Here is a 16781-nt window from a genome sequence, read left to right on the forward strand (position 1 = left end):
AGCTGTGGCGGGAATGAGCTGTCAAGAGGCTGGAATTGCCACAATAGTTGACACTCGAATGAAGTCGGTAGCAGGATCGCCACACGGAAATGAAGATCCAGACCGGAGGAGGGGGAGCTCTCAGTGCCACATCTCGCAGCGGTGGGCCCGTCCGATGGACTCGCCCGAGCCGTTGAAGAGCGCCTGGCGGGCGAAGAACCCGCCCGCGGTGCCGTGCGGTCGGAGCGACGCAAGGAGATTTTGCGCCAGCGCCGCGAGGAGCTGGGCCTGAGCCAGGAAGACCTCGCCGCCCGGCTGCGCATCAGCGTGCGCGCGTACGGGAACTGGGAAAGAGGTCTCGTCAAGGAGTGGACGGACCGTAAACTCCTCGCCCTGGCCGAGGCCTTGGAGATGAGCGAGCGCCAGTGCTTCTGGCTGTTCCGCGTCATGGTCGACCGCGACCCGCCGCCCACGTGGCGGGCCGCCGAGGAGAACCGGCTGCCCGAGGATCCGGCGCAGCGCGACTACCTGTGCGACTACGCGGCCCTCATGGAGTCCGTGCCGTACCCGAGCTTCCTGGTGGACCACCGCTGGGACGTCGCCCTGACCAATTCGGCATTCGACCAGCTCTTCCAGACGGTGAGACCGCACCCGACGGCCCTGCCGGACGACAACTTCCTGCGGTTCGTGCTGTTCCACCCGGACGCGGCGGCGGTGCTGGAGGACCACGAACCGGCCTGGTGCGTACCGCTGCTGGCCCAGTTCGCGACCGCGCTGGCCGGGGCCCCCGAGGACGAGGGGCTGCGCAGCATCCGCCAAGAGGTGGCCCGCGACCCGTTCATGGAGGCGGCCTACCGGTACGGCGTGCCGCACTGGCTGAGCACCCACGGGACCGACGCCGCCGAGCTCGACGGGGCGGTGCGCACGGTACGCCACCCCGACCCGCGGTGGGGCCTGGTGCGGTGCCGGATGGTGGCCGAGACCAGTCGGATGCTGGGCGAGATGGGACTGACCCGGATCACCCTGATCCTCTCCACGCCCACGGGCGCACCGAGGAGCCCGGTCCGCGGCGGCGGAGGCTTCACACAGCATCAGGGCGCCAGGCTGCGCGCCGTGCCGTCGCCGGTGGAGTGACCCGCCGGGGCAGACTGGTGCCGGCGGGCGTGAGCCGTGGCGTCCGCGTCACCGGCCGTGTCGCCGATCGTGGCATCGGCCGCCACGACGGCGCCGGCCACGGGAACTGCACGGGCGAAAGGCGGTAGGGGCGTGCGGCTGACGATCCTCGGCGGGGGCGGCTTCCGGGTCCCGCTCGTCTACGGGGCCCTGCTCGGCGACCGAGCCGAAGGCCGGGTGTCCCATGTGACGCTGTACGACGAGGACCCGGCGCGGCTCACCGCCATGGCCCGCGTCCTCCGCGACCAGGCCGCAGCCGCTCCGGCGGCCGATCCGGCGGTGGACGCCCCGGAGGTCACGGTCACCACGGACCTCGACGAGGCCCTGCGCGGGGCCGATTTCGTGTTCTCCGCCATCCGCGTCGGCGGCCTCGAAGGGCGCGCCGCGGACGAGCGGATCGCCTTGGCCGAGGGGGTCCTGGGCCAGGAGACGGTGGGCGCGGGCGGGATCGCGTACGGCCTGCGGACCGTGCCGGTGGCGCGCGCGATCGCCCGCAGGATCGCCCGTACCGCCCCCGACGCGTGGGTCATCAACTTCACCAACCCGGCCGGGCTGGTCACCGAGGCCATGGCCGAGGAGCTCGGCGACCGGGTGATCGGCATCTGCGATTCCCCCGTGGGCCTCGGCCGGCGCATCGCCCGGCTGCTGGGCGCCCGCCCGCAGGAGGCCTGGATCGACTACGTCGGCCTCAACCACCTGGGCTGGGTGCGCGGGCTGCGCATCGGCGGCCGCGACGAGCTCCCCCGGCTGCTCGCCGATACCGAGGCCCTGGAGTCCTTCGAGGAGGGCCGGCTCTTCGGGGCCGAATGGCTGCGCTCGCTCGGCGCGATCCCCAACGAGTACCTGCACTACTACTACTTCAACCGCGACACGGTACGCGCGTACCAGGAGGCCGGGCAGACGCGCGGGGCCTTCCTGCGCGACCAGCAGCGCGGCTTCTACGCCGAGGCCGGCCGGGCGGGCACGCCGCCCGGGGCGGCGCTGGCCGCCTGGGACCGTACCCGGGCCGAGCGCGAGGCCACGTACATGGCCGAGAACCGCGAGGCGGCGGGCGCCCCGGAGCGCGAGGAGAGCGACCTCGAATCCGGGGGCTACGAGCAGGTCGCGCTCGCACTGATGCGGGCCATCGCCCGCGACGAGCGGACCACGCTGATCCTGAACGTGCCCAACCGCTCCACGCTGTCCGTCCTCGACGCCGAGGCCGTCATCGAGGTGCCCTGCCTGGTCGACGCGAACGGCGCCCACCCGGTGGGCGTCGCACCGCTGCCCCTGCACGCCGTGGGGCTGGTGACGGCGGTCAAGGCCGTCGAACGGGAGGTCCTGGCGGCGGCCGCGAGCGGATCGCGGGCCGACGCGGTCAAGGCCTTCGCGCTCCATCCGCTGGTCGACTCGGTGGGCGTGGCCCGGCGGCTGCTCGACGGGTACGCGGCAGAGCATCCGGGCCTCGGCTACCTGCGCTGATCCCGCTGCACGCGTCCCCGCCCGGCGGGGCGCGCGCGTCCCCCGTTCGGCTCGGCGCGGCATGCGGCCGGGCGGGCGCGCTGTGACAGTGCGAGGGTGACCACTGCCCCCGCCGCGGCTGCCGCGCCCCCCGTGATCGACCGGCGGCGGCGCAACGTCATCTTCGGCACGATCATGCTCGGCGTGCTGCTGGCGGCGCTCGACCAGACGATCGTCGGCACCGCTCTGCCCACGATCGTGGGGGACCTGGGCGGCGGCGACCACATGTCGTGGGTGGTGACCTCCTACCTGCTCGCCGAGACCGTGGCCACCGTCCTGGTCGGCAAGTTCGGCGACCTCTTCGGCCGGAAACTGATCTTCCAGATCTCCGCCATCGTCTTCATCAGCGGCTCGTTCCTGTGCGGTCTCTCCGGCAACATGACCTTCCTGATCGTGTGGCGGGGCGTCCAGGGCATCGGGGCCGGCGGCCTGATGGTCACCGCGATGGCGCTGATCGCCGACGTGGTGCCCCTGCGTGAACGCGGCAAGTACCAGGGCATGATCGGCGCGGTCTTCGGGGTCGCCACCGTGATCGGCCCGCTCCTCGGCGGGTTCTTCACCGACCAGCTGACCTGGCGGTGGTGCTTCTACGTCAACGTCCCGATCGCGATCCTCGTCGTCATCGCGGCGGCCAGGACGATCCCGGCGGTCCGGGCCTCGGGCAAGCCGGTCATCGACTACCTGGGCATCGCGCTGGTCGCCGCCGGCGCCAGCGCGCTGATCCTGGCCACCAGCTGGGGCGGCAACGAGTACGCCTGGACCTCGCCGGTCATCATCGGCCTGTTCGCGGGCGGCGCGGTCGCGCTGGCGCTGTTCTGCCTGGCCGAGACCCGCGCCGTGGAACCGATGCTGCCGATGCGGCTCTTCCGCAATCCGGTCTTCTCCGTCTGCTCCGTCCTGAGCTTCGTCGTCGGGTTCGCGATGCTCGGCGCGATGACCTTCCTGCCGACCTACCTCCAGTACGTGGACGGGGACTCGGCCACGATCTCGGGCGTCCGGACCCTGCCCATGGTCATCGGCCTGCTGATCGCCTCGGTCTTCAGCGGCAACGTCGTGAGCAAGACCGGCCAGTACCGGATCTTCCCGATCGTCGGCAACGCGGTCATGGGCATCGGCCTGTACCTGCTGTCGCGGATGGGGCCGGGGACCAGCACCCTGCTGGAATCGCTGTACATGTTCGTGCTCGGGGTGGGCATCGGCCTGTCCATGCAGGTGCTGACCATCGCCGTGCAGAACACCGTCGACTACGCCGACCTGGGTACGGCCACCTCCGGCGTCACCTTCTTCCGTACGCTCGGCAGCGCCTTCGGGACGGCGGTCTTCGGCACGATCTACGCGAACCACCTGGGGCCCGCGCTGGAGGAGGCGTACGCGGAGGCGGCACGGCTCGCCGGGCAGGATCCGCAGCAGCTGGCCAGGGCCGCCTCCACCCCGGAAGGGGTGCACCGGCTCGACGCGGCGGTCGCGGCCCCGGTGATCGAGGCGTACGCGCAGGCCCTGCAGACGGTGTTCCTGTACACCGTTCCGGTCGCCGTGTTCGGTTTCGTGGTGGCGCTCTTCCTCAAGCAGGTGCGGCTGCGCGACAGCGCCCGCGCCGGGTCCACGGACATGGGAGACGGGTTCGGCTCACCGGCCACGGCCTCGGGCGATTCGGCCAAGCTGCTGGAACTGGCCGTCGGCAAGCTCGTACGGAACATGGGCGCGGACACGGCGCGGGGGATCGTCGAGGGCTCCGACACCCGGCTGGACATCGCGGGTGCCTGGGCGGTGATGCAGGTGGAGCTGATGACCCGGACCATCGGCCACGCCAGCCTCGGGCTGATCGCCGGCCGCCGGTCCCTGCCGCCGGAGGTGCTGGTCCCGGTCTACGAGCGGATGGCGGACGAGGGCTTCCTCAGCCGCCAGGACAGCTTCCTCACCCTCACCGCGGCGGGGCAGCGGGAGGCCGACGTCATCTCGAAGGCGTGGGCCCAGTGGCTCGGGGACCAGCTGGAGAAGGACCGGGGGCGGCCGCGGAGCGCCGAGCTGCGGGTGGCCGCGGACGCGATCGCCAAACGGCTGCTCGCGGAGGACCTGGGGGAGGGGAACTTCGCGCCAAAGGTGGTCGTGCGGAGGTAGACCCGGCCCCGGAACGGAACCTCGCGAGCCGGTCGGTCGTCATCCCCTACGAGGCAGTAGGACAGCCGGACCGACCGGGCGGTAGGGCGGCCGGACCGGCGGACAGGACGATGGGGGAGCCGCACATGATGATCACACTGGCCGAGGAGATCATGCTGCTGTCCCTGGACGACGAGTCCGGGGCGGCGCGGCAGCGGCAGGCGGCGGGCTGGGCCGTGGCGGGCGCACTCCTGCTCGAACTCGTCATGGCGGAGCGGGTGTCGGTGTCGGGCAAGTACCTGGAGCTCAGGAACACCGAGCCCACCGGCGAGGAACTGCTGGACGGCCGCATCCGGTTGATGGAGGCCTGGATGCGCGGCCGCGACAAGCGCCGCGTGACCGACTGGCTGACGAAGGACCAGCCCAAGGCGGTCGGCGCCACCCTGGAGCGCATGGGCGAGCGCGGACTGGTGGTGGCACAGGTCCACAAGGTGTTCGGGGTGTTCCCGCAGCGCCGCTACCCGGAGGCGGACGGCACGGTCGAGCGCGCCCTGCGCGAACGGCTCCGCGAGGCCGTCCTCGGCGGGGCCGAGCCGGACCAGCGCACGGCGGGCCTCATCGCCCTGATCCACTCGGCCAAGCTGCACCAGCTCGCCTTCCCGGACCGGCCGGCCGGCGAGGTGACCGCGAGGACGGCGGAGATCGCCGCCGGCCAGTGGGCCGCCGAGAGCGTCCGGGTGGCCATCCGGGACATGCAGGCCGCGATGGTGGCGGTGACCGCGGTGACGGTCCTGACGGCCACCAGCTGAGGACCGTGCGCCGCGCGCCGTGACCGGGAGGCTCGGCGCGTCGCCGCGGCATCCGGTACAGGGGCCCCGCGGGGCGTACGGCGGATGGGTCAGGTGCCGTGCGCCGGGCCCGAGGTCGGGTAGTCGAACGAGGGGACGCGCGGCAGCGCGGTGAGATCCGGACGCCACGCGTGCAGCACGCCCGCCGACGGGGCGAAGAGGGCCGACGGGATCTCGCCGGGCTCGAACCACTGCCAGCGGGCGATCTTGTGGGGCTCGGTGACGGCCGGGACGCCCTCCGCCGAGGCGGTGACGGCGGCTGCCGTCAGCCGGGTCAGGCCGGCCTGCGAGTCGATCTGCACGGAGAGGACCTGGATGTCCTCCGGGGCGGCCCGCAGGGCCGTCTCCTCGGCGAGCTCCCGGGCGGCGGCCTGCTCGAAGCCCTCCCCGGGGTCGACCTTGCCGCCGGGCAGCTCCCAGCGGCCGTCGTGCGCCTGGCCCAGCAGCACCCGGCCGTCCGCCGCCAGGACGACCAGCCCGACGCCGACGACGGCGTGGGGCCGTGGTGCGGCCCGCTCGGTGCGCTCGTGGAGGGTGCTCATGGACGTCCTTCCGGTGGAGGGGTGGGCCGGGCCCGGACATGGATCCGCTCGCCCTGGGGGCCGAAGAGGCTGAGGAACTCCGCCGGCTGCGGACCCGCGTTGAAGAACGCGTGCGGGGTACGCGTGTCGAACTCGGCGGCCTCGCCGGGACCGAGGACGAGATCGTGCCCGCCGAGCAGCAGCCGGATGCGTCCGGAGAGCACGTACAGCCACTCGTACCCCTCGTGCACCTGCAGTTCGGGCTCGGGCGGCGGACCCTGGAGGGGCGGGAGGATCTGCTTGAAGGCGTGCACCCCGCTGAACTTCCGGGTCAGCGGCACATAGGTGCTGCCGTGCCGGACGAAGGGACGCGGCCGGACCCGGGGGTCCCCGGTCTCCGGAGCGCCGACCAGTTCGTCGAGTGCCACCCGGTGCGCCCGGGCCAGCGGAAGCAGCAGCTCCAGCGTCGGCCTGCGCTGCCCGGACTCCAGCCGGGAGAGCGTCGAGAGCGAGATGCCGGTGGTCTCGCTGAGCTGCGCCAGCGTGGTGCCGCGCTGTCGGCGCAGGGCGCGCAGCCGCGGGCCGACCGCGGTGAGCACGCCGGCGAGTTCCTCGTCCTGCTCCTCGGTGGCCATGGATCCATTTGCCGCTTCGGCAACAACATTTGTCAAGCGGGCAGCAGGAGCGGACCCTCGCAGGTATGGACGAGGCAAGGGACAGCGACAACTCCTTCGACGTGGTGGTCGTGGGCGGCGGGGCCGCCGGGCTGGCCGGGGCACTCACCCTGGTCCGGGCCCGCCGTTCGGTACTGGTCATCGACTCCGGCAGCCCGCGCAACGCCCCGGCCGCGCACATGCACGGGTACCTGGGGCAGGACGGCGAGAGCCCCGCCGCCCTGCTGGCCAGGGGGCGCGCGGAGGTGACCGGCTACGGCGGGGAGGTCCGGCCGGGCACGGCCCTCGCCGCGGACCGGCTGCCCGACGGCGGTTTCCTGGTCCACTGCGGGGACGGCAGGACCGTACGGGCGCTCCGGCTGCTGATCGCCACCGGCCTGGTGGACGAGCTTCCCGCGGTGCCGGGCCTCGGCGCGCGCTGGGGGCGGGACGTGCTGCACTGCCCGTACTGCCACGGCTGGGAGGTCCGGGACCAGCCGGTCGCCGTGCTGGCCGACGGGCCCCTCGCCGTGCACCAGGCCCAGCTCTGGCGGCAGTGGAGCGAGCGGACCACCCTGCTCGCGCACACCTGGCCGCTCACCGCCGGGGACCGGGAACTGCTGGCCGCGCTCGGTGTCCGGGTCGTCGAGGGCGAGGTGACCGGACTCGCGGTCCAGGACGACCGGCTGACCGGGGTGACCCTGGCGGGCGGCACGGTGGTGGAGTGCCGGGCCCTGGTGGTCGCCCCGCGGTTCACCGCACGTTCGGGTGTCCTGACCAGCCTCGGCCTGCCCACGGTGGTGGTGGAGCGGGACGGCAGTGCGATCGGCACGTGCGTCGAGTCGGATCCGGCCACCGGAGCCACCGTCCTGGACGGGGTCTGGGTCGCGGGCAATGTGACCTCGCCGCAGGAGAAGGTACCGGGCACGGCCGCGCAGGGGGTGCGGGCGGCGATGGCCGTCAACGCCGACCTGATCGAGGCGGAGAGCCGGCGGGCCCTGCGGACCCTCCGCGCGCGTGCCGACGCGTGAGCCGGGGCTCGGCACGGGGCGGGGCGGGGGGCGTGGGGGTGTCCCGTGGTGCCGGGAGGTGTGGGGCGCGTCGAGGTCGGCGAGGGCCGGTGCCGGAGCGATTTCGGACATCCGTGCGGGTTTCGGTCGGCTTCAGTCCGTGCAGGCTCTGGGCGGTGTGATCGTCGTACGGTCCAACGGCTCGGGGGGACGCTCCATGGCACATGTGCTGGTCATCGGCGGAGGCGTCGCGGGGGCCGCCACCGCGCTGCTCGCGGCGCGGCACGGACACACGGCGGAGGTCTTCGAACGCGACACCCGGGCCCCGGGCACGGCACTCGACCGTGACTTCTTCGGCTGGCGGCGGCCGACCGTACCGCAGGCGGCCCAGCCGCACGTGCTGCTCGGTGCCGCCCGCAGCGTCCTGCGCGGTGATCTGCCCGACGTCCACGAGGAGATGCTCCGGCTCGGCGCCCGTGAACGGCACGAGCTGGACTGGTTCGACGTCCGTCCGCCCGCACGGCCGGGCGACGACGACCTCGTGATGCTGCAGGCCCGGCGCATCGTGCTGGAGAGCGCGCTGGCCACGGCGCTGCGCGCGGAGCCGGGAGTCGTCGTCCGGTACGGGGAGCCGGTCACCGGGCTGATCACGGCTCCGGGCCCGTCCGAGGGAACCGGGGTGCAAGTGACCGGAGTGACCACCGAGTCCGGAAGTCACCCGGGGGACCTCGTCGTGGACGCCGGCGGGCGGCGCGGGGGCACCGAGCGCAGGCTGGCCGAGGCGGGCTGCCGCCCGCCCGTCGTGGAACGGCACCGCACCGGGCTCGCGTACTTCTGCCGCTGGTACCGGCTGCCGGCGGGCATGGACGAGGGGCCGCGCCGGCCGTGGGCGGTGACCGGCGGGCCGTTCGCCGGTTGCGCCGTCTTCCCGGCGGACAACCGGATGTTCGCCGTGACGCTGTTCGTGCACACCGCCGACTCCACGCGCTCGGCGCTGCGCGACCCCGCCGTCTTCGAGGCGGCGGCGCGCGCCTTCCCGCCCGGCGCGGCCTGGCTGGGGCTGGGCGCCGAGCCGCTGTCGGGCGTCCTGGCCACGGCGAGCCTGGACAACCGGTGGAGCGCGCTGGTCGACGAGGAGGGTCCGGTGGTGACCGGGCTGGTGCCGGTCGGGGATTCGATCGCGCACACCAATCCGACCCTCGGGCAGGGCACCTCGCTCGCGCTGTGGGCCGCGCGCAGGGTGGCCCGTACGGCGGACCGGGACCCGGGATCGGCGCGGTACGCCGCCGATCACCATGCCTGGGCGGTGAAGACCCTGAAGCCGTGGTTCGACTTCCAGGTCGTCGCGGACGCCGCCGTCGGGGAGCGCTTCGCGACGCGGGCGGTGCGCGGCGGGACGGCGCGCGAGGTGTCCGCACTGTTCGAATGCGCGCTGGAGGATCCGGAGGTGATGCGGGCGCGGTCGAGGGTCCGGCACCTGGCGGACCCGCCGGGGCGGGCCTACGCGGACCCGGAGATCCGTGCCCGGGTGGCCCGGTGGCTGGCGGATCGGCCGCACTACGTGCCGAACGCGGTGGGGCCGGACCGGGAGGAGTGGGAGAAGCTGACGGCGGGCTGAGGCGGGGCGGTGGCGGCCCGGGGTGGGGCGGTGGCCTGAGGCGGGGCGGTGGCCCGGGGCGGGGAGATGGCCCGGGGCGGGGCGGGGCGGTGGCCCGGGGCGGGGCGGTGGGGCCGGTCGGTGGGGGTGGTGACGGCCGGTCAGCCGGAGTGGTGGTGGCCGGTCAGCCGGGCCCGTCGGCGGCGGTGGGGCCGAGCACCTCGGCGAGGTCGTAGCCGACGACCTCCTCCAGCTGGGCGTAGGTACAGCTCTCGGGGGTCCGGTCGGTCCGCCAGCGGCGGAACTGGGCGGTGTGCCGGAAACGGTCGCCCTCCATGTGGTCGTACTTCACCTCGACGACCCGCTCGGGTCGCAGCGGCACCCAGGACAGGTCCTTCTTGCCGGTCCAGCGGCTCTGCGCGCCGGGCAGCCGGGCACTCTCGTGAGCGGACTCCTCGGCCCAGGCGGCCCACGGGTGGCCGGTCGGGTCGGGCATCCGCAGGGGTTCGAGTTCCTCCACCAGCTCGGCGCGGCGCTTCATGGGGAAGGCGGCGCACACGCCCACGTGCTGGAGGGTGCCGTCGGCGTCGAACAGGCCGAGCAGCAGCGATCCGACAATCGGACCGCTCTTGTGGAAACGGAATCCTGCGACGACGACGTCGGCGGTACGTTCGTGTTTGACCTTGAACATGAGGCGGGCATCGGGCCGGTAGAGGAGATCGAGCGGTTTGGCGATCACCCCGTCGAGCCCGGCGCCTTCGAATCGCTCGAACCACTCCTGCGCGAGCGCGGGATCGGTGGTCGCGGGCGCGAGATGGACGGGGGGCCGAGCGGTGGAGAGGGAACGGGCAAGGGCGGCACGGCGGTCGGCGAGCGGGGTGTCGAGCAATGCGTCGTCGCCCAGGGCGAGCAGGTCGAAGGCGACGAAGCTGGCGGGGGTCGTCTCGGCCAGCAGGGTGACGCGGGACTGCGCGGGATGGATCCGCTCGGTCAGCCGGTCGAAATCGAGGCGCCCGCCATGAACGATGACGATCTCGCCGTCCACGACGCAACGGCTCGGCAGATTGTTCTTCAGGGCCGTCACCAGCTCGGGGAAGTACCTGGTCAGAGACTTGCCCGTGCGGCTTCCGAGTTCGATCTCATCGCCGTCGCGATGCACGATGGCCCGGAAGCCGTCCCATTTGGCCTCGTACTGCATCCCCGGCGGGATCTTCGCGACGGATTTGGCGAGCATCGGTTTCACGGGCGGCATCACTGGCAGATCCATGCCCTTGATTCTGCGGTGGTACGTCCGGACCTGCCCGGTATGCGCAGGTAACCGCCTCCGCCTACCGTGGCGCACATGGGTGCTGCCGGTAATGCGATCGAGCTGGACGTGGGCGGGCGGACGGTACGGCTGTCCAGTCCGGACAAGGTGTACTTCCCGGAGCGCGGCCTCACGAAGCGGCACGTGGCCGAGTACTACCTGGCGGTCGCACCCGGCATCACACGCGCCCTGCGCAACCGGCCGACGACCCTGGAGCGCTTCCCGGACGGGGTGGAAGGCGAGTCCTTCTTCCAGAAGCGGGCACCCAAGAACCTTCCCGACTGGATCCCCACCGCCCACATCGCCTTCCCGAGCGGCCGCACGGCCGACGAGATCTGCCCGACCGAGCCGGCCGCCGTCCTGTGGGCGGCCAATCTGGGGTGCCTCACCTTCCATCCCTGGCCGGTGCGGCGCGAGGACACCGACCACCCCGACGAGCTCCGGATCGACCTGGACCCGCAGCCGGGCACCGACTACCACCACGCGGTGGCGGCCGCCCATGAACTGCGAGCACTGCTGGAGGAGTTGGGACTGCGCGGCTGGCCCAAGACCTCGGGCGGCCGCGGACTGCACGTCTTCGTGCCGATCGAGCCGCGCTGGACCTTCACCGAGGTCCGGCGGTGCGCCATCACCCTCGGCCGGGAACTGGAACGCCGCATGCCGGGCAAGGTCACGACGGCCTGGTGGAAGGAGGAGCGCGGCGAGCGGATCTTCGTCGACTACAACCAGACGGCGCGCGACCGCACGATCGCCTCCGCCTACTCCGTCCGCCCCCGCCCGCACGCTCCGGTGTCGGCGCCGCTGCGCTGGGACGAGGTGGACGACGCGGAACCCCGCGACTTCGACATCGTGACGATGCCGGCGCGCTTCGCCGAACTGGGTGATCTGCACGCGGACATGGACGAGCACGCCTTCGCCCTGGACGCCGTACTGGAACTCGCGGCCCGCGACGAACACGAACACGGCCTGGGGGACATGCCCTACCCCCCGGACTACCCGAAAATGCCGGGCGAGCCCAAGCGCGTCCAGCCCAGCCGGGCGAAGCACGAGGACTGACGGCAGTCGCCGACGTCCTGCCCCGGGAAGGAGACGAGCCCGGGCTCGGTGGCGGACGGCGCCGGCAAACGTGCACTGCACCAGCCAGGTGCAGGCCCCCGCTGACGCAGCGATGTCCTCCTTGGCGCTCCGGACCGCGGCCTCGCCGCCTGAACCTACTGGCCGACGCGCCGGTCGAGCCAGGACTTCTCCAGTTCCGACAGCGGTGGCGGTGGCACCGGTCCGGCGTCGTCGTAGAAGGCGATGGGATCGTCCGGATCGGACCACGACCCGACCGTCACCGGCCGGTACACGAACGCGCCGCTGTCTGGAAGCGAAGCCGTCATCGTCACGGGCGCGGGCGGGCCGGGGATGCAGCGGCCGGCGTCCTCGCCATACGGTCCACCGCCGAAGACGGCGTGCATCCAGCCGTTCGGCAGTCGTCCAGTCAGACATCACGTCCGGCCGGACAGCTCCTCGCCGCGCCTCAGCAGGCGCTCTCCACATCGGTGGCAAGGCCGCGTCGGCGGGGCCCGCCTCCCCCGGGTGAACCGGGGTGCGGCCGGCAGGTACCAGTCGGCCACGACACGTTGCTCTGCGGACGGTCAGCCGTGACGGCGTACGGGCTCAAACCGAGGCCCCACCCTGGGCCCGCACCCCACCGATCAGACGCCTCGTTCTGCCTCGTCCCTCACCAGAGCGCTGATCGCCCGGCGACGCCAACGCGTGGCGGCCACAACGGAGATCACACCACCCAGCAGAGCCACCAGCGGAACACCCCAGGCCGCGGCAGCGAACAGACTCCCCAGCGATTCCATGACACCCCCTCATGCGGGAGCGTACTGGACCGCACCGGCGCCCTCCGCCCAGCGGGTTCTCGGTTCGGCGGAGGACGATCGCACGGCGCCGCGCAGACATCCTCGGGCACGGTTCGCGGTCATGGCCGGCGCGCCCGCACGGGGCGTATGACGTGGTGTTGATCAGTCGTTGATCGGACGTCCATCGACGGCAGTCAGGATCTCCGGCATGTCGATCAATACCACTGCCGCAACCACTGACACCGCTTGGTACGACCTTGCCCTGTGCGCCCAGACGGGCCCCGGCTTCTTCTTCCCGGAGCCCGGCTCCTCGCTGCGCGACGCGAAGCGGCTGTGCGGGGCCTGCGAGGGGAGGGCGGCGTGCCTGGAGTACGCCCTGGCCAATGACGAGCGCTTCGGGGTCTGGGGCGGCCTCTCGGAGGCCGAGCGCCTGGCCCTGCGTTCCCGCCGCCGCTGATCAGGTGCGCGTCCCCTTCCCGCTCGCCCGCACCAGCCCCACCCGCCGCGCGAGGTCGAACCCCTCGCCACCGCACTCCTCCCTGCGCGGCGTGTGGGGCACGACGCGCACGGGATAGTGCCCCCCGACGGGAGACACCACCCCACCGAACCGGGGGTCCCCCGCGAACCAGATCCGATCCGGGTGGTCGTCCTCCATGATCGCCACCGGGACCGGGAAGGGGATGACCCGGAACATGGCCGTGAAGTCCTCCCGGAACGGGATGGCGATGGTCGCGGGGCTTCCTGGGGGCCTGCGTGGGTGTCGGCACGGCCACTCCTGCCAGCGGTAGGCCTTGAGCACGGTGGCGACCCGGCGGCGCCGGAAGTACGTGACGATCACCCAGGGCAAGTAGGGCGCGACAGCGATGATCATGAGGATGAAGGCCCATGCCGCGCGGCGGCTGAATCCGGAGCAGGACAGGGCGACCAGGGGAGGGACGCCAAGACTGAGCACCCAGATGAGCCGACGGGTGACCAGCTTCTTGTACCCGACCACTGTCGGAGGGTGGTCCCAGGCCGCCTTGGTGAGGGTGACGCTCACAGGAGTACCTCCAGGATGCGTGAGGTCCCCGGGACCGTCGGTTCGTGCGCAGCGGGGTCGGGGTCGGAGAAGTTGAGGGTGTGCGTGACCGCTTCGAGGATGTCCGTGTAGGCACTGGCGTGCTGGGTGGACGCACTGGTCAGGTCGAGGACGAGCAGGTGGAGTCCGTCCGGATGCGCGGTCACGGCCCTGGCCTGAAAGGGGCATTGGTCCGCGTCAGGAAGGGACATCGTCCCGGCGACGAGACAGCAGGGAAGAGCGGACGGCAGCTCGATGAACCTGCGGTCGGTGCTGGTCCACAGGGGGGATTGGGCCATCGCCAGGGCGGCTCGTGCCACGGCGAGCCGGGGGTTGGGCTGCTCGATCCGCCGTATGGTCAGGGAGAACAGTGACGTGGCGACGCCGGCCTGCTCCTCGGGGTGAAGCCCGATCGCGGTGTGCACGACCGCGTGGTCTGCCAGCCCTTCGAGCCCGTCCATGAGCGTGGACAGCTGCCGCTGGGCTTCGGGGCCGCCGAGGACGTCGGAGAAAGCGTCCAGGGCCGCTCTGTCCTCGGGGCCGATGTCGTAGAAGCCTGGAGGAAGGCGGAACCACACGGTCGGCAGGCTGCTCTGATGCGTCATGGCCGCAACACCGACAGGACATGGCCCGACTTCCTGATGGCCGAGGGCCCGTCGTCCAGCACCCCTCGGGTGCCGTCCACTGCCGTCGAGCCCTGATCGAGCGTCTCACTATCCGAGGCGTAGTCCCCTCCAGCGGTGACCGCGCCAGTCGTTGCCACCGCCACGCCTACGCGATCCCTCGCGTCCTGAGACGACGACCGCATGGCCCATCCGGTCAACGGACTGTCCAGCTGACGCAGGTCGTCCGAGGTGCTCCAGGCCGCTTGCCTGAACGCGCTGGCTCCGGGGGCGAGTCCCACGACCGCGCTGCCCTCCGGCGCCGCCGCCATCGCCGCTCGGGCGGCTGCCGTGCCGGCCTTGGCGCCGGAGGCCACCGCGGCGACGCCTGGGACGGCGCCGGCGGTGTCTCCGAGGAGCGTCACGCTGCTCTTCCAGAAGTCCGCGTCGAACTGGCCCTTCGTAAAACCGTCGGACAGGGACTTGCGGAACTTCGGGTCCGAGGTGTGCATCGCCAGGGCGGCCAAGGACAGGCCGCTTCCGACGAGCATGATCGCGAGGCCCGCCGGCGGGAAGACCAGTGCGATGCCTGCGCCGATCGCGCCCAGGATCGCCGACGCGTTCGACATCGCATCCGCCGGATCCTCGACGATCTTGTTCCAGATGGAGCCCAGCAGGCCCGGTTCCTTCGGGGCCAGTCGGTCCGTCGCCGCGTTCAGGGTCCTGGCCACCCGGCGGGCCGCCGTGCCGTGCTCGGTGGCGAGTTCGCGGGCCAGGCCGCGGGCGTCCGCGAGGGCCTCGGCCGTCTTCGCCGCCGCGGCCTGGGTCTCGTACCGGGCGGCCAGTGCGCGGTGCGAGACCAGGGTGTCGTGCCACCCCGTCAGCCGGCGGGCCGCCTCCGCGAGGGAGGTGTGGGCCGCGCCGAGGTAGCGGGGGAGGTCCTTCGACAGGGAGGCGCGGAAGGCGGTGGCGGCCTCGCCCTGCCAGGCCGAGCTGTGCGCGACCAGGTCCTTCATCACCCGGGAGGCCTCCCCGAGGGAGGCGGCCGAGGCGCTGAGCTTCTTGGCCAGGGCCAGGACCGTCGCGGGGTTTCCGGGGGCGGGGTCGAAGCCCAGCGCCGCGTACTCAGTCACGCGCGGCCACCCGGAGGAAGGCCGCGCGCACGGCCTGGTCCAGCTCCGCGTACTCCGCGGCGCTGCGGTCCACGCCCTCCCGGACGTCCTTGACCCGTTTGGTCAGCTCCCGCGTGCCGTGGGCCCAGCGTTCCTGGAAGCCGTCACACGCCGCGTCGAGGTCCGCCGTGCCCAGCTGGTCGGGCCGTACGTGGTCCAGTGCGCGCCGGGCCTCCCGCAGGGAGACCAGCGAGGAGTCCAGGACGCGGGTCAGACGGGTCAGCTGGTCGATGTCCACCTGGAGCGAGGTCATGACGCGAAACCCTGGCAGAGCACGGCTCTGCCAGGGCAATCGGCATCACTCGCCCGAGCGAGCGGAAATCGGTCAGCCCTTGCGGGCGGCGAGACGGGCCGCGCGGGCGGCCAGCTTCTCGTCGAACTTGCGGGCCTCGGAGTCCAGACCGTTCATGAACAGCCCGAGCTCCTCCTGGGCCTTGTGGCCCTCGGGGCCGAGGCCGTCGATGTCCATGATCTTGAGGAAGCGGATCACGGGGCTCAGTACGTCGTCGTGGTGGATCCGGAGGTTGTAGACCCCGCCGATGGCCATCTGCGCGGCCATCCGCTCGAAGCCGGGCATGCCGTGTCCGGGCATCCGGAAGTTGACGACGACGTCCCGCACGGCCTGCATGGTGAGGTCCGGGGCGATCTCGAAGGCCGCGCCCAGCAGGTTGCGGTAGAAGATCATGTGCAGGTTCTCGTCCTGCGCGATGCGGGCCAGCATCCGGTCGCAGACCGGGTCGCCGGACTGGTGGCCGGTGTTGCGGTGCGAGATGCGGGTCGCGAGCTCCTGGAAGGCCACGTAGGCCACCGAGTGCAGCATGGAGTGGCGGTTGTCGGACTCGAACCCCTCCGACATGTGCTGCATGCGGAAGGCTTCCAGCTTGTCCGGGTCCACGGCGCGCGAGGCCAGCAGGTAGTCGCGCATCACGATGCCGTGGCGGCCCTCCTCGGCGGTCCAGCGGTGCACCCACGTGCCCCAGGCGCCGTTGCGGCCGAAGAGCGTCGCGATCTCGTGGTGGTAGCTGGGGAGGTTGTCCTCGGTCAGCAGGTTCACGACCAGCGCGATCTTGCCGATGTCGGTGACCTTGGACTGCTGCGGGTCCCAGGCTTCGCCGTCCTCGAAGAATCCGGGGAAGTTCCGGCCCTCGCTCCACGGGACGTACTCGTGGGGCATCCAGTCCTTGGTGACCTTCAGGTGGCGGTTGAGTTCCTTTTCGACCACTTCTTCCAGCGCGAACAGCAGCTTGGCGTCCGTCCACGCCTCCGAGCTGCCGAGGTGGGGAGAGGTGATCGTCACGGGTACTCCTGGGTGTAAAGCGAACTACCTACGGTTCCGTAGCCTACGGAGTCGTAGGTTAAGCGCGGCATCAAGGCGAGCCAACCCCCGACCAGGTGTATGTCCGGTTACATCCA

At 72.2% G+C, this 16781-nt stretch carries 17 protein-coding genes; 8 read left to right on the forward strand and 9 right to left on the reverse strand.

Annotated features, from left to right (window positions below; genetic code table 11):
* Positions 1–240: 240 nt before the first annotated feature.
* The 4 genes from DEJ51_RS28055 (at position 241) to DEJ51_RS28070 (ending at position 5558) form a co-directional block, all read left to right on the forward strand.
* Positions 241–1113: a helix-turn-helix domain-containing protein gene (locus DEJ51_RS28055; protein ID WP_150260365.1), complete on the forward strand. Its 873-nt coding sequence runs from the start codon at positions 241–243 to the stop codon at positions 1111–1113.
* 132 nt (positions 1114–1245) lie between these two features.
* A complete protein-coding gene (locus DEJ51_RS28060; RefSeq protein ID WP_190620688.1) occupies positions 1246–2613 on the forward strand; it encodes a 6-phospho-beta-glucosidase in 1368 nt (455 codons plus the stop codon).
* Positions 2614–2787: 174 nt separating this feature from the next.
* Positions 2788–4770 carry an MDR family MFS transporter gene (locus tag DEJ51_RS28065; RefSeq protein WP_150262196.1) on the forward strand — a complete coding sequence of 661 codons (1983 nt, stop codon included), beginning with the start codon at positions 2788–2790 and terminating at the stop codon, positions 4768–4770.
* 125 nt (positions 4771–4895) lie between these two features.
* Positions 4896–5558 (forward strand): GOLPH3/VPS74 family protein, encoded by a 663-nt coding sequence (locus tag DEJ51_RS28070; protein ID WP_150260366.1) that lies wholly within the window; start codon positions 4896–4898, stop codon positions 5556–5558.
* Between the two features lie 89 nt (positions 5559–5647).
* Here the strand turns inward: DEJ51_RS28070 and DEJ51_RS28075 are convergent, their stop codons facing one another.
* Complete coding sequence (locus DEJ51_RS28075; RefSeq protein WP_150260367.1) at positions 5648–6139, reverse strand: nucleotide triphosphate diphosphatase NUDT15; 492 nt, start codon at positions 6137–6139, stop codon at positions 5648–5650.
* Positions 6136–6753, reverse strand: a complete 618-nt coding sequence (locus DEJ51_RS28080; protein WP_150260368.1) for a helix-turn-helix domain-containing protein — start codon at positions 6751–6753, stop codon at positions 6136–6138. Before DEJ51_RS28080 ends, DEJ51_RS28075 begins: the two co-directional genes overlap by 4 nt.
* A 65-nt stretch (positions 6754–6818) precedes the next feature.
* On the opposite strand from DEJ51_RS28080, the gene DEJ51_RS28085 reads away from it, so the two are divergent.
* Entirely contained in the window at positions 6819–7802 is a 984-nt protein-coding gene (locus DEJ51_RS28085; RefSeq protein WP_150260369.1) for an NAD(P)/FAD-dependent oxidoreductase, read from the forward strand.
* 196 nt (positions 7803–7998) lie between these two features.
* The gene (locus tag DEJ51_RS28090; RefSeq protein ID WP_150260370.1) at positions 7999–9399 is read left to right on the forward strand and encodes an FAD-dependent oxidoreductase; all 1401 of its coding nucleotides are present in this window, start codon (positions 7999–8001) and stop codon (positions 9397–9399) included.
* Between the two features lie 163 nt (positions 9400–9562).
* Here the strand turns inward: DEJ51_RS28090 and DEJ51_RS28095 are convergent, their stop codons facing one another.
* Positions 9563–10645 (reverse strand): ATP-dependent DNA ligase, encoded by a 1083-nt coding sequence (locus DEJ51_RS28095; protein WP_150260371.1) that lies wholly within the window; start codon positions 10643–10645, stop codon positions 9563–9565.
* Positions 10646–10720: 75 nt separating this feature from the next.
* Between DEJ51_RS28095 and ligD the strand changes: the two genes are divergently transcribed.
* On the forward strand, positions 10721–11740 hold the full coding sequence (gene ligD / locus DEJ51_RS28100; RefSeq protein ID WP_190620690.1) for a non-homologous end-joining DNA ligase: 1020 nt from the start codon (positions 10721–10723) through the stop codon (positions 11738–11740).
* A 155-nt stretch (positions 11741–11895) separates the two neighbouring features.
* Here ligD and DEJ51_RS28105 read toward each other — a convergent pair whose 3' ends face one another.
* Positions 11896–12144: a hypothetical protein gene (locus tag DEJ51_RS28105; protein WP_150260372.1), complete on the reverse strand. Its 249-nt coding sequence runs from the start codon at positions 12142–12144 to the stop codon at positions 11896–11898.
* Positions 12145–12745: 601 nt separating this feature from the next.
* Here DEJ51_RS28105 and DEJ51_RS28110 point away from each other — a divergent pair.
* Entirely contained in the window at positions 12746–12994 is a 249-nt protein-coding gene (locus tag DEJ51_RS28110; RefSeq protein WP_150260373.1) for a WhiB family transcriptional regulator, read from the forward strand.
* On the opposite strand, the gene DEJ51_RS28115 is transcribed toward DEJ51_RS28110, so the two are convergent.
* The 5 genes from DEJ51_RS28115 to DEJ51_RS28135 form a co-directional block, all read right to left on the reverse strand.
* Positions 12995–13576 (reverse strand): hypothetical protein, encoded by a 582-nt coding sequence (locus DEJ51_RS28115; protein WP_150260374.1) that lies wholly within the window; start codon positions 13574–13576, stop codon positions 12995–12997.
* On the reverse strand, positions 13573–14199 hold the full coding sequence (locus DEJ51_RS28120; RefSeq protein ID WP_150260375.1) for a hypothetical protein: 627 nt from the start codon (positions 14197–14199) through the stop codon (positions 13573–13575). The genes DEJ51_RS28115 and DEJ51_RS28120 overlap by 4 nt, the downstream gene beginning before the upstream one ends.
* The gene (locus DEJ51_RS28125; RefSeq protein WP_150260376.1) at positions 14196–15329 is read right to left on the reverse strand and encodes a hypothetical protein; all 1134 of its coding nucleotides are present in this window, start codon (positions 15327–15329) and stop codon (positions 14196–14198) included. The genes DEJ51_RS28120 and DEJ51_RS28125 overlap by 4 nt, the downstream gene beginning before the upstream one ends.
* Positions 15322–15621 carry a hypothetical protein gene (locus tag DEJ51_RS28130; RefSeq protein ID WP_150260377.1) on the reverse strand — a complete coding sequence of 100 codons (300 nt, stop codon included), beginning with the start codon at positions 15619–15621 and terminating at the stop codon, positions 15322–15324. The genes DEJ51_RS28125 and DEJ51_RS28130 overlap by 8 nt, the downstream gene beginning before the upstream one ends.
* A gap of 72 nt (positions 15622–15693) precedes the next feature.
* On the reverse strand, positions 15694–16665 hold the full coding sequence (locus DEJ51_RS28135) for an acyl-ACP desaturase (RefSeq protein WP_150260378.1): 972 nt from the start codon (positions 16663–16665) through the stop codon (positions 15694–15696).
* Positions 16666–16781: the final 116 nt, after the last annotated feature.

Origin of the sequence: Streptomyces venezuelae (genome assembly GCF_008642275.1) — a bacterium.
In the GTDB taxonomy this organism is placed as follows: Bacteria; Actinomycetota; Actinomycetes; order Streptomycetales; family Streptomycetaceae; genus Streptomyces; species Streptomyces venezuelae_E.

What these genes read in the sequence shown, in the direction of transcription:
- DEJ51_RS28105 (WP_150260372.1), bottom strand. Translation starts at nt 12,144, where the DNA reads ATGCACGCCGTCTTCGGCGGTGGACCGTATGGCGAGGACGCCGGCCGC.
- DEJ51_RS28085 (WP_150260369.1), top strand. Translation starts at nt 6,819, where the DNA reads ATGGACGAGGCAAGGGACAGCGACAACTCCTTCGACGTGGTGGTCGTG.
- DEJ51_RS28070 (WP_150260366.1), top strand. Translation starts at nt 4,896, where the DNA reads ATGATGATCACACTGGCCGAGGAGATCATGCTGCTGTCCCTGGACGAC.
- DEJ51_RS28130 (WP_150260377.1), bottom strand. Translation starts at nt 15,621, where the DNA reads ATGACCTCGCTCCAGGTGGACATCGACCAGCTGACCCGTCTGACCCGC.
- ligD (WP_190620690.1), top strand. Translation starts at nt 10,721, where the DNA reads ATGGGTGCTGCCGGTAATGCGATCGAGCTGGACGTGGGCGGGCGGACG.
- DEJ51_RS28090 (WP_150260370.1), top strand. Translation starts at nt 7,999, where the DNA reads ATGGCACATGTGCTGGTCATCGGCGGAGGCGTCGCGGGGGCCGCCACC.
- DEJ51_RS28110 (WP_150260373.1), top strand. Translation starts at nt 12,746, where the DNA reads ATGTCGATCAATACCACTGCCGCAACCACTGACACCGCTTGGTACGAC.
- DEJ51_RS28095 (WP_150260371.1), bottom strand. Translation starts at nt 10,645, where the DNA reads ATGGATCTGCCAGTGATGCCGCCCGTGAAACCGATGCTCGCCAAATCC.
- DEJ51_RS28120 (WP_150260375.1), bottom strand. Translation starts at nt 14,199, where the DNA reads ATGACGCATCAGAGCAGCCTGCCGACCGTGTGGTTCCGCCTTCCTCCA.
- DEJ51_RS28065 (WP_150262196.1), top strand. Translation starts at nt 2,788, where the DNA reads ATGCTCGGCGTGCTGCTGGCGGCGCTCGACCAGACGATCGTCGGCACC.
- DEJ51_RS28080 (WP_150260368.1), bottom strand. Translation starts at nt 6,753, where the DNA reads ATGGCCACCGAGGAGCAGGACGAGGAACTCGCCGGCGTGCTCACCGCG.
- DEJ51_RS28075 (WP_150260367.1), bottom strand. Translation starts at nt 6,139, where the DNA reads ATGAGCACCCTCCACGAGCGCACCGAGCGGGCCGCACCACGGCCCCAC.